This window comes from Streptomyces tricolor, from assembly GCF_002155905.1.
GTDB lineage: Bacteria > Actinomycetota > Actinomycetes > Streptomycetales > Streptomycetaceae > Streptomyces > Streptomyces tricolor.
In genome coordinates this window covers 1-10856 of record NZ_MUMF01000137.1, presented here as the reverse complement: position 1 = coordinate 10856, position 10856 = coordinate 1, and the positions used below count along the sequence as shown (strand labels likewise).

The following is a 10856-nucleotide window of genomic DNA, read 5'->3' as shown; positions in this document are numbered from 1 at the left end:
GACCGCGCACCGCCGCGTACGCGCGGCCTTCGGTCTCGGCGCGGTCCGCCGACAGGGTGGGGTCGTGGACGCCTCGGGCCGCGCAGACGTACAGCACCGCGGAGCAGGGGTCGGGGCGTACGGCGGTCGCGGTCGTCTCCTCACGGGTGATGTGCTCAGAAGCTGCCATGCACGGACCGTACGGGGAGTACAACAGACGGTGGACGAACGGTTTGTTCGCCTTCGTCGTCCGGACTGGAGAGCCCCCCGGAGAGAGCAGATGGACGCTCGTGTCATCGGCCGGCGGATCGCCTACTGGCGGCAGCAACGGCGCCTTACGCAGTCGGACTTCGGTGCCTTGATGGGCGGCCGGACCGCACGGTGGGTGCAGATGCTGGAGGCCGGGGAGCGGCAGGCGGATCCGCGGCTGTCGGTGCTGACCGACTCCGCCCGCGTGCTGCGGATCCCGCTGGAGCGGCTTCTTGAGGACGATCCGGAGACGGCCGCGGTGGACTCGGTGGAGCTGGAGGCGATCCGGTCGGTGCTCCTGCGGCACGACGTGGTCACCGGCTGCTCCGACGACGACGGCGCCGGCCCGCTGGACGTCGACACCCTGCGCCGCCGCGTCGCGCACGGCTGGGACGCCTTCCAGGCCGGTGCGCTCGCCGGTCTCGCCCGCCTGGTCCCCGATCTGCTCATCGAGGCGAACCGCGCCGCCGCCCGGCACACCGGCGACGACCAGCTGACTGCCTACCGGGCCTTGTCCATGGTGCTGTGCCTGACCGAGGCGACCGCCATCAAGGGCGGCTCGGGGGACCTGGCCCATCTCGCCGGGCACCGCGCGGTGATCGCCGCCGAGCGGTCCGGCGCGCCGGTCATCATGGCGACGGCCGCGCGGCACCTCGCGGACGCCATGACCCACCACGGACAGCCCGTGGCTGCCGCCGAGTTCGCCGTGGCCGCCGCCACCCGCCTGACCCCCGACCTGCTTAGCGCCGGCCCCGAGGGGCTGAGCACCCTCGGGGCCCTCTACCTCAAAGCGGCGATGGCGCAGGCCACCGCCGCCGACCAGCGCGACAGCCGCCGGGCAGCCGCCGCTGCCCGAGCCGTCCCGGACCTGCTCGGCCAGGCCGACGACTTCGCCGAGCAACTCGGCGACGCCGACCACAACCGGCTGTGGTCGGCCTTCGGCCGGGCGAACATCGCGCTGTACCGCCTGGCCACCCACGTGCAGCTCGCCCAGGGCGCCGAGGGCGTGAGCGTGGCGCTGGAGATGTCCCCCGCCGACGTGAGCAGCCTGCCGCGCGAGCGGCGCGCCCACCGCCTGGTCGACCTCGCGCACGCACACCTGCTCGCCGGGCAACGCGAGAAAGCCGTCGACGCGCTGCTGGACGCCGAGATCGAGGCGCAGGACGAGGTGCTGCGCAGGCCCCGCACCCACCAACTCGTCCAGGACCTCGAACTCTTGGGAGCCGGGAGCGCCGAGGGCCGGTTGCGCGCGCTCGCCGGGCGCTGTGGACTGCCCGAGTGACACGCACCCTGTATCTGATCTCCAGCGCTGCTCCGCCCGCCCGGCACGTCCCCGTCGGCATCCGCGCCGCGCAGGCCCGCGGCTGGGACGTCTGCCTCGTCCTCACCCCGTCCGCGCACCGGTGGGCGGTCGAAGACGCCCAGGGGGAGCTGGAGGAGCTGTGCGCCCTCACCGGCCACCCCGTCCGCCACCAGTACAAACTGCCCTCGGAAGCCGACGTCCTCCCGGCCCCCGACGCGATCCTGTCCGCGCCGGCCACCCTGAACACCCTCACGAAATGGGCCGACGGGCACGCCGACACGCTCGCCCTCGGCCTGCTGACCGAGGCCCTCGGCCTGCCCGTCCCCGTAGTAGCCCTGCCGTACATCAACGCCGCGCAGGCCCAACACCCCGCCCTCACCCGCGCCGTGACGACCCTGCGCGGAGCCGGCGTGCGCCTCCTGCTCCAGGACCAGCACGAACCCGACGGCTTCGTACCGCACCGGCCCAAACACGGCAACGTGCACGCCTACCCCTGGGATCTCGCGCTGGAAGCACTGCCCACCATGCCGTAGCGGTCGGCGCGGTAGGCCGGGGCGGGCTACCAGTCCAGGGACGGGCCGGACAGGCGGCCGGTGTACGGCTCCTCGCCGTACACCGGGTCGTACGCGTCGTCCCGGTCGCCGACGTCGCCGGCCGCTAAAAGCGGCTGTACGGCCCTGTGGGGGCCGATCTCCCATCCGGCCGGGGATTTACCGCAGTACGACTGATCGGCACTCACAGGAGCGTCTAGGGGGCGTCTTGGTGTGCCTCGTACTTCGGGGCCGAGATGCGCAGCAGTTGGCGCAGGGTCGGCCCGCCGCCCCAGACCGGGCCGGGCTCGTCGCGAGCCCCTATCGGGTTGGGCAGCACCGTCACGTGCTCCCACTCGGGCGGGGGTGATCAGGTGGAATCCGGAGCGGCGGCGGTCGTGCTCGATTCCCTCGTGCGATCTACGTTGGTTGCTATCCGGGAACCACGGACCTGTCAGTGACCTCAGCCCGGGACCGTGCCGCAGTCGGACCACCAACCACCCACGGCTTGTAGGGCGCGGAGCGCGTTCCGGCAGCCACCATCGCGCGGCAGCAGCCAGCTCCCCATCAGCCACGGCCGGTGGGGTGATCGCATTACGGTTCGCATCCGTGACGGCGGGGGTACGGCGCCTAGCCCCATGTCCTGTGGATAGTCCGGAGCCTGGGCGCGCCACGGCACCCCCTCCCTCCCAGCTAGCCATCCCACGGGATTGGGCACATGCCGCGGACGGCAGATCACCCGTCACGTAAACCGCCCAGGGTTGCCGCCCCATGTTGGCCGGTCACCCCGTCGTCCTTCCGTGGGATGCGACGTGCTCATCGGTGTGTGAACCTCAGCCCACGAAAGTCCGCCACGACGAAAGCCGCACGTAGGCAGGCGTCCGTCACGTGTGCTTCCATCAGCCACCCCCAGGCACCAGCCACGCTTCCCTGTTCTGATAGGGCCCCAGGTATGCCGCAGCCGGCATCCGTTGGTGGAGGCCCGAGTTCGGCTGCCGCGCCGTAACCGGGGGACCCCGCCGTGGTTCGGTGGCAGCGCTCCTGATGTACGTAGAGGGCGCCCGACGAAAAAGGCCCGTTGACCTGCGCAAATACCGTTCCATTACAGGCTTCTGATTGCCCAATATGGGGAAACGGGCGACCGTTCACTGTGCTCCACAGGAACATTCGACACGCGGGGCGCGGCTGTTGCTCTGAGGAACAGTGGCATGTAATGATCACGCCGCACACTGTTCCCGAGAGGAAAGGTAAGGGGCTCAATGTCAGCTGGGCCCGCCCGACTTCGGCGGTTCGTCGATGCCGGGACCGGCGAACAGGTCGACTTGTACGACCTGGACGACGAAGAACGCCGCACCTCGTACAACTTCCCTGGAGGCTTCAGTGCAGTAAGCAACGAAATCGGCCTGGCCATCCTGAACAAGGAGTCAGGTCTCACCCCGTCTGACCGTGATGTGCTGGCCCTGCATGTACACGGTCCTGAGAAGCGCGGGGACGTGCTCCGGTGGTCCCGTCAGAAGATGGCCGACTGGATTGGGGTCACCCCCCGGACCATCGCAGCGTCGATCAGGAAGCTGGTCAAAGCCGGTCTGCTGTTTGAGGCCGAGCGGCATGGCCGAACCATCTACTACCGGGCCTCGCCGCATCACGCATCCCGGATGGGCGGCGAGCAGCAGACGAAGGACACTGCCGCCTACCGTCGACCCGTGGCACCTGGCATTCCCGAGAGGAAGGAAACGGCGTAATGAGTGATCTCGTTCCCGACGGGATCGACCCCGCCGTGTTGCGTCAGACCCTGTCCCTGCCGCATCCCCAGATGCGCATCGTCACCTACTACCTGACCGCTCGCAAAGACCCGGAGTTCGACAACGCCGTGGTGAAGACGGGCGAGAAGATCGCGGAAGAGATCGGCATGAACCGGCCGCTGTTGTCGCGGACGATTCCCCAGTTGATCAAAGCGGGCTGGCTCAGGCTCGCATCACGCCACGGGAACATCCGCTACTACGGGCTGGGGCCCCGCGCGGAGGAACGGAACAACGTCGTCCCACTGCGTCGCACCGCCTGAACCGCACCGCGTGTGGGGCACAGACCGGTTCTGAACTGGGACTGTGCCCCACACGCACATTATGGGGAAACGCGGACGTCCGACACCGTGCGCCTGAGTGACAGTGTCGGACGTCCGCGTTTCCCCACACTGTTTCTGAGTGCAACAGTGCGAGGTCACCTGGGGGTGATCGGCGTCTGGGTACCGCCGATGCACCCGGCCCGCCGCGCGGCCGGCCGCAGACGGCCCGCCGCCACTCCGGGATGCCAGTCCCGGGTGGAGCAACGGTGGGCCTTAACTTTTCGTTCAGGCGAGACTACGCCTCGCGCCGATCCGGAGCGGTCACTTGAGCGCGAGCGTCGCCCTTGGAGCCGGAACGGCGCCGAGTCTTAGGGGCGGATGCTGGGCGCTTGTCCCGTACGGGGATGCCCGCCTCTGCGAACCAGCGGTACAGGACCGTCGGTCCGACCTGCGCTAGCTCACGGATCCGGCTGCGGCCGGCGCCCTTGCGGGCAGCCCGAACCGCCGCCGGTTTGATCTCCTGCAACAGGATCTCTTCGGCCTGCGCCAGCAGCGCGGCCCGGCGGTCGCCGGCCTCTTTGAGCGTGCGCAGCGCCGCCGCCTGCTCTTCTTCCGGCAGCCCTGCGGGCGCCTCGTCTGGGGTGTCGGTCACGGTGGAGAGCATAACCAAAAACACCGTCGGTGCGTTCGTTGCACCGGCGGTGTTTTCTGTGTCATGGTGGTGATGCCTCGGAAACGGGGCGGCCCCCGGCGGGTGTTGGAGCACCCTGCGCTGTTGGAGCAGCGCGTGCCGAGGGCCTTGACCGACCGCCTTTGATGCGACCAAAGGAGGTGCGATCCGTCGTGGATCGTATCGTCAGCGCGCCCACCTGCGCGCATGAGCCCGACAGCCCCCTGCGCTCCCTCGTGGACCAGCTGGTGTCCGAGGACGACCAGCGCGGCCCCGAGGCCGACACGGAGGGGGGTTCGCCATGGGCCTGAGGAACCGTACGCCGATCAGCACGAAGCCCGGCGGCCCGTACGCCGACAAGGGCGCCCCGACCGAGTACCAGGCCAGCTGCGGATGGTGGTGCTCCGCCGAGGACAAGCCCACCCCGGGTGCTGGCGGTGACCGCACCGAGGAGGGGCGCAACTCTGGCCTCAGCAAGGGGCGTCGCCGGTGACGTGCTGCGGTCAGCCCATGCAGTCCAGGAACGGGCAGTTCGTGTGCCGCGACTGCGGTGGCTGGTGGGACGGCGGGCTCATCCCCCGGCCTCGTTCTTCGCAGCCGGTACAGGCGCTCATCCCCCGGCAGGTAGTGCGGGGTGGTGGATCGTGATCCGCCGTATCCGTCAACTGCCCGGCACTCTGCGGCATTTGTGGCAGTGCTCCAGGTGCGGACTCTGGTCCGACACCCCGGAGTGCCAGCACTGCTGACTTGACAACCCACTGAAACCCCATGGTCACCGGAAGCGCACCCGCCGCAGGATGGGTGGGCGAGCCACCAGTGACCGGCCCCCGGAGTACGGCGCGAGGCTGCCGGATCGACTCCGGCCCGGGGGCACGACCGCCACCAGGCGGCCCGCAGGACCGACCCTCACTCCCCGGAGGACCAGCACGTGACCATGACCGACCCGCGCCCCATCGTCGGGCGCCCGGAGGTACCGCACCCCGCCGCCCCGGCCGATGCCGAGACGGACACCGCCGCCCCTGTGCCCGCCGAGGAGTCCGGTCCGGCCGCCGCGGACGTTCCCGTCCCCGCCCCCCGCGTCCGCCGCCTGGCGGCGATCATGTGGACCGTGGCCGGTGTCGCGATCGTGGCCGGCCTTGCCGCCGCCGGGGTCGGTTTCGCCCTCTCCTACGGCACCCTCGTGCAGGCCGCCGGGGACTGGGGGTTCGGATCCTGGGAACGCCGGGTTTTCCCCCTCGGGGTCGACGGACTGATCATCGCGCTCTACAGCCTGCATCTGGTCCTGGTGTGGCGCCGGATGGCCAAGCCTGCTCTGCTGGTTGCTGCGCACGGGATCACGGCGGTCACGGTCGCGCTGAACGTGATCGCTGCCGCCAATGGGCTGCCCGGATCCCCGGGTGTGTGGGAGGCGCTCGGCCGTGATCCGGGGCGGCTGCTCGGGCACGCGGCCATGCCCGCCGCCTACGTCCTGCTTGTTGAGGCTGCCCGGCACCTGATCTCTCGCACGGCGCGGCTGGAGGCTGGTGACACCGGCACGCTCACGCTCGCCGACTGGTTCCTGCGGCCCGGGGTGACGTGGTGGGTGTTCCGTACCGCCAAGACCTACCCGATGACCTATGCCGAGGCGCGGAAGATGCGGCGGGACATCGAGATCCACCGTGTCTGGGTCCGCTACCGGGAGGAGATCGAGGCAGCGCGCGCCGAGGCTGGGCCGGACTTCGATGAGCGCGACGTCATCACGGTGCTGGACCGGCTTCCCGACCTGCTTGCTCCCTACGGAGTGAGCGTTGATGAGGCGCTGGCCCTGCCCGACCGGATGCGCAGTGACGACCAAGAGCGCCGTGCTGCTCGCGAGCGGGCCGATCAGGAGCGGGCGCACAAGGCCGAGGCGGAGCGGCGACGGCGTGAGCACGCCGACCGTATCGCTGCGCTCACCGCGCAGAAGGAGGCGTTGCAGGCGCAGGCCGAGGTTGATCTGTTGCAGACGCAGACCGAAGCAGAGCGCCGTGCGGCGGAGCACCGCGCGGCCGGCCACGTCGACGTGGCCGCCATCGAGGCGGCCCGGCAGCGCAGCGCGGCTGAGCGTGCCGCGGCCGAGGAGCAGCGCCGGGCCCTGGTCGAGAAGGAGGTCGAGGAGACCGCCCGCACGGCGGCGCTGCGCCGGAAGGCTGCCGAGGACAACGAGGTAGCCGTACGGCTGGAAGAGGAACAGGCTCAGCGCGCGGCCGAGGCCGCCGACGTGCAGTGGCGTGCTGCTCAGAAGGCCGCCGAGGCCAAGCAGCGCGCGGCCGACGCTGCCGCTGCCGAGGCTCGCGCCGAGGAGCACAAGCGGGCCGCCGCCGAGGCTCGCGCCGCAGCGGCTGAGCTGGACCTCAGGGCGACGCTCGCCGAGGAGGCCGCCGGTCTGACCGAACGTGAACGGCAGGAGCGCCGGGTGGCCCGGATGATCCTCGCCGAGGCGGGTGGCGACGCGCTGCGGATGCCGACCACCAAGATCCAGGATCGGTTGAGGGTTGCCAGCAGCACCGCCACCAGCTACCGCGACGCCGCCGCACAGCTCATCGCGTCGGGCTACGACCCCGAGAGGGACCCGATCCACGCGCTGGAAACCGGACGCGCCTGGTCCGGTGTCTGACCTACCGAATACGCTCACGGGCTGTGACCGGCCCGTGACGGGCCCGGCGGGGGATTGGCGCCCCCGCCGGACCGCCCTCCCGGAAATGACCGCACGTCACATAGCAGGAGGCACCACCAGTATGACCCGACGACAGACCGACCCCGGCGGCTACACCCGCACCGTCCTGCCCGCGCCCCGCCAGTGGCCGGCCACGGCCCGGCCGTGGCTGCTGGCCCTCGGCGGTGACGAGCTGCGCGTCCGCGCGCACCTGTGGCGGCTGCTGGGTGTCGGTGCCGCCGCAGCAGGGAGGCAGCAGTGAGCAGCAGCAGCGACCCGTGGTGGGCCGCACAGGCACCGCAGGGCAGCGGCTACCAGCAGCCCGACGACAGCGCGCTGGCGGACGCTGCCGCCGACATGCGGGCCGCCGCCGAGTACCTGCGCGACGCCGCCACCCCGCCGCCCCCGCCGAAGGAGGGCAACTGGGACTTCACCTGGTTCACGAACTGGGTGAGGCACAGCGACAACGGCATTGCGTGCAAGCGCGCGATGTGGTCTATCGGACCCGCGTGGGCTCTCTTTCTGACCCTTCAGCGGTTCCCCATCACCACCGCATTCGGGATTACCTTCCTCGCGTTCGCCATTGTGGGCGGGTGGCATCTGCGAGTGGAGCGCAAGACCACCAGGCTGATTACCTGGGGGCTGCCGGTCGGGCTTTTGTACTACACGCCCGTAGCCATCGTGTTCGGGCTCGCGTCGTTCCTCGTAGGGGGCTGAGTAAATGAAAACTGTCACTCTCGGCATGTTCACCGTTGGATTCCTGATCCTGGTGGGCCGCATGAGCGTTTTCTACTTCAAGAGCAAGTCCCGCAACTGGGCTGAGCTGTGGCCCTTCGGGCTCTCGGCAACCGCGTTCGCAGCGGCGGGAGCATGCGCGGGAGGCATCATCGGCACCATCATGACGTGGGCCCGGAACGGGGTCGGAAAGGGCGGGGATTACGCCCTGGAAAAGGGCACCGGAGCCACCCACGTACAGATCTCCCGCCCGGCGGAGTTCGGCACCCTCTCCCCTTTCGGCGCGGTCATCATGCTGGCTCTCATCGTCGTATTCGTCGTCCTCTACAAGAGCGCGAAGAAGAAGCCGAAGCGCGAGCTTTCTTGGGGCGCTCCCTGCGGCCTGACACTCGGCCCGTTCTTGGGCGCGGTCACTCTGACGCCGCTCATCAACTGGATCGGTCACGTCAGCATCGAGCAAACGTTCTTTAGCTGACCGCCCCCGCGGCCCCGGACGGTCCTTTCGTCCGGGGCCGCTCCACTCCCCGATACGCCCCGCGCAGGAGAGACACGATATGAGCGTCGACCCCACGACGGACCCCACCGAAGAGCACGAAGAGCCGGTGCCCATCGACAGGGACTCCAGGGGCGCCCAGCACCAGGCCGCCGACGTCGCCCTGAGCATCGCTCGTACGACCGTCACGCGGGTCGGCTCCGGCGCCCGCCACGCCGGAGTCAGCATCCGGCACCGGTTGCTCACTGCCCACCAGAGTGACGAGGAGATCCGCCGGCATCTGGTCGCACGGCAGTACGCCGCTTATGAGGCGGTGCGCGAGCAGGCCCGCGAGGAGATCGAGGAGGTCCACACCCGCATCACCAGGCTGGAGCAGATCGGGGCGGAGGAGGGCTGGACTCCGGAGCAGCGGCAGGAGGTCAAGGGGCTGCGGGAGGAGCGCAAGCGCCGCACCGCCGCCCTGAAGGATCTCTCGACGGTGCCGTTCGTACCCGTCGAGCCCACCGCGGACCAGATCAAGGCCGCCCGCCGCGCGAGCAGCACCAGGCGGTTCATCGCGATGATGGTCGTCGTCGGTGCCCTCGGCGCGCTGCTCGTCGTACGGCCGCAACTCCTACTGCTGGTGCTGCCCGCTGCGGTGGCGGTGCTGTGGTGGCTGGGCCGTCGGCCCCCCACTCTCACACAGCGGCCGATCCCTGAACGGCTGCTTGCGCGCCCCGAGCTGGCGTTGCCCGCGCAGGCGTCCGATGACATCTCGGACGAGGAGGAGCTGCCGACGTACGCAATTGCCGACGCGACGACGTCCGATGAAGCGGTGGAGGCTCTGCGGCGCGCTCTCGTCCGCGCGGGTGGGGACGTCGCTGAGGTCACCGAGGGGCGCCGGGAACCGTGGGGGTGGTCGGCGCGCGTGCGGGTCAGGACCGGCAGCCCGGACGACTTCAACAAGGACGACACGTACCGGAACCTGATCACGCTGCTGCGCCTGCGTCGTAACGGCCTGCTGATTGAGGCTGACCCCGAGGCCGGCGACTCCTGCACTATGCGCATGCTGCTCCAGGACCCGTTTAGGCCGGAACTGGTAGGCCCAGCGCCCTACCGGGCGCCGCTGTCCGGATCGATCCTGAATCCGTTTGATTTCGGGGTTGGTATGGACGCCTCCCAAATGGCGTTCACTCTCGCCGGGCTCATGCTGCTCATGGTGGGCGACTCTGGGTCCGCAAAGAGTGGCATTTCCCTTGCGATCGCCGAGGCGATCACCTCATGCACCGACGCGGCCTTGATCAACGTTGATCCGGTTGGAACCGGAGTTGGTGCCCTGGGCGACGCCATCACACTGAATGCCTGCATGGACCAGGAACTCATTGGCGACGTTCTTGATTTCCTGCTGAAGTTGTGCGCTGCCCGCGCTCGACAGCGGCAGGCTAATGGGTGGGGCGACACGTGGCGTGTCAGCCCAGAGCACCCCGCCATCTGCGCGTCCCTGGATGAATGGCCACAGCTTAATGAAAAGAATAAGAAGAAGCTGATCAGGCTGCTTGTGCTTGGCCGTAAAGAAGGAATCTGGTTCTACTGCTTTTCCCAGTGGGGAACCAAGGATTACCTGGGGGATGCCATTGGGCCGAAGTTGAAGGGCAAAATGCTCGGAGCGTGCCGCCGAGTTGATGTTACTGAATTGCTGGGCGGTGGGGCGATCGCCGAGGGATACCGTGCCGATCTGCTGGAGGCTGCCACCCACACCGAAATCAACGACGCCGGACAGGTCTACGCCCAAGGGCTTCCCGGACTTCCCAAACGGCCCCTGCGGTACAAGTTCCGGCAGATTACGCCGGAACATGCCGCACGGGTCGGCGCGGAGCGCGGGAAAGCAGGTTTGCCCGATCTCACTTTGACATTGACCGAGGCTGGTCTGATCGAGGAATGGCGCAAACTTGTGGCTCGCAGCAGCGGCACCGCTGGTAGCGATGAGCCGGATGTGCCTCACGTCCTGAGTGTCATTGCAGACGCATTCGTCCGAGAGGACGATCCGGCATTCCTGGCCCTGGATCAGGTGCACGCATACCTCCGGGAAGACGATGCCGCGCGCTGGGGTCGGTGGGACGACCGCGACGACAAGGGCCGTCTCCGCGAGCTGAGCAAGGCTCTGACCCGGGCGCTGCGGGCG

The 10856-nt window shown here is 69.3% G+C and carries 13 protein-coding genes and 1 pseudogene; 11 read left to right on the top strand and 3 right to left on the bottom strand.

Annotated elements, in window-relative coordinates; all coding sequences use genetic code 11:
- Positions 1–259: 259 nt before the first annotated feature.
- Both CCN44_RS11180 and CCN44_RS11175 read left to right on the top strand, forming a co-directional pair.
- Positions 260–1510 (top strand): helix-turn-helix domain-containing protein, encoded by a 1251-nt coding sequence (locus CCN44_RS11180; protein ID WP_086697539.1) that lies wholly within the window; start codon positions 260–262, stop codon positions 1508–1510.
- Positions 1507–2064, top strand: coding sequence for a flavoprotein (locus CCN44_RS11175; protein ID WP_086697538.1), 558 nt, complete (start codon positions 1507–1509; stop codon positions 2062–2064). The genes CCN44_RS11180 and CCN44_RS11175 overlap by 4 nt, the downstream gene beginning before the upstream one ends.
- 26 nt (positions 2065–2090) lie before the next feature.
- Here CCN44_RS11175 and CCN44_RS11170 read toward each other — a convergent pair whose 3' ends face one another.
- Both CCN44_RS11170 and CCN44_RS43185 read right to left on the bottom strand, forming a co-directional pair.
- Positions 2091–2270, bottom strand: coding sequence for a hypothetical protein (locus CCN44_RS11170; RefSeq protein WP_086697537.1), 180 nt, complete (start codon positions 2268–2270; stop codon positions 2091–2093).
- Between the two features lie 32 nt (positions 2271–2302).
- A pseudogene (locus CCN44_RS43185) lies at positions 2303–2471 on the bottom strand (transcriptional regulator); the annotation flags it as partial.
- Positions 2472–3320: 849 nt separating this feature from the next.
- Here CCN44_RS43185 and CCN44_RS11165 point away from each other — a divergent pair.
- Together CCN44_RS11165 and CCN44_RS11160 are read left to right on the top strand one after the other, a co-directional pair.
- Positions 3321–3803, top strand: coding sequence for a helix-turn-helix transcriptional regulator (locus tag CCN44_RS11165; protein ID WP_086697536.1), 483 nt, complete (start codon positions 3321–3323; stop codon positions 3801–3803).
- Complete coding sequence (locus tag CCN44_RS11160) at positions 3803–4123, top strand: hypothetical protein (protein ID WP_086697535.1); 321 nt, start codon at positions 3803–3805, stop codon at positions 4121–4123. The genes CCN44_RS11165 and CCN44_RS11160 overlap by 1 nt, the downstream gene beginning before the upstream one ends.
- Before the next feature lie 295 nt (positions 4124–4418).
- Here CCN44_RS11160 and CCN44_RS11155 read toward each other — a convergent pair whose 3' ends face one another.
- Positions 4419–4775 (bottom strand): hypothetical protein, encoded by a 357-nt coding sequence (locus CCN44_RS11155; protein ID WP_143649697.1) that lies wholly within the window; start codon positions 4773–4775, stop codon positions 4419–4421.
- A 191-nt stretch (positions 4776–4966) separates the two neighbouring features.
- Between CCN44_RS11155 and CCN44_RS44370 the strand changes: the two genes are divergently transcribed.
- The 7 genes from CCN44_RS44370 to CCN44_RS11125 form a co-directional block, all read left to right on the top strand.
- Positions 4967–5104: a hypothetical protein gene (locus CCN44_RS44370; RefSeq protein WP_158103090.1), complete on the top strand. Its 138-nt coding sequence runs from the start codon at positions 4967–4969 to the stop codon at positions 5102–5104.
- Positions 5095–5286, top strand: coding sequence for a hypothetical protein (locus CCN44_RS11150; RefSeq protein WP_086697533.1), 192 nt, complete (start codon positions 5095–5097; stop codon positions 5284–5286). Before CCN44_RS44370 ends, CCN44_RS11150 begins: the two co-directional genes overlap by 10 nt.
- A 615-nt stretch (positions 5287–5901) precedes the next feature.
- Positions 5902–7428, top strand: a complete 1527-nt coding sequence (locus CCN44_RS11145) for a DUF2637 domain-containing protein (protein WP_158103089.1) — start codon at positions 5902–5904, stop codon at positions 7426–7428.
- Positions 7429–7549: 121 nt separating this feature from the next.
- Positions 7550–7729: a hypothetical protein gene (locus tag CCN44_RS11140; RefSeq protein ID WP_086697531.1), complete on the top strand. Its 180-nt coding sequence runs from the start codon at positions 7550–7552 to the stop codon at positions 7727–7729.
- Positions 7726–8184 carry a hypothetical protein gene (locus CCN44_RS11135; RefSeq protein ID WP_086697530.1) on the top strand — a complete coding sequence of 153 codons (459 nt, stop codon included), beginning with the start codon at positions 7726–7728 and terminating at the stop codon, positions 8182–8184. Before CCN44_RS11140 ends, CCN44_RS11135 begins: the two co-directional genes overlap by 4 nt.
- Before the next feature lie 25 nt (positions 8185–8209).
- Positions 8210–8677, top strand: coding sequence for a hypothetical protein (locus CCN44_RS11130; protein ID WP_086697529.1), 468 nt, complete (start codon positions 8210–8212; stop codon positions 8675–8677).
- A 79-nt stretch (positions 8678–8756) separates the two neighbouring features.
- Positions 8757–10856: hypothetical protein (locus CCN44_RS11125; protein WP_086697528.1), on the top strand; the 2100-nt coding region annotated here is incomplete at its 3' end.

Bases quoted from the DNA above. Each gene is read 5' to 3' on its own strand.
- CCN44_RS11180 (WP_086697539.1), top strand. From the start codon at position 260: ATGGACGCTCGTGTCATCGGCCGGCGGATCGCCTACTGGCGGCAGCAA.
- CCN44_RS11150 (WP_086697533.1), top strand. From the start codon at position 5,095: ATGGGCCTGAGGAACCGTACGCCGATCAGCACGAAGCCCGGCGGCCCG.
- CCN44_RS11160 (WP_086697535.1), top strand. From the start codon at position 3,803: ATGAGTGATCTCGTTCCCGACGGGATCGACCCCGCCGTGTTGCGTCAG.
- CCN44_RS11130 (WP_086697529.1), top strand. From the start codon at position 8,210: ATGTTCACCGTTGGATTCCTGATCCTGGTGGGCCGCATGAGCGTTTTC.
- CCN44_RS11165 (WP_086697536.1), top strand. From the start codon at position 3,321: ATGTCAGCTGGGCCCGCCCGACTTCGGCGGTTCGTCGATGCCGGGACC.
- CCN44_RS11140 (WP_086697531.1), top strand. From the start codon at position 7,550: ATGACCCGACGACAGACCGACCCCGGCGGCTACACCCGCACCGTCCTG.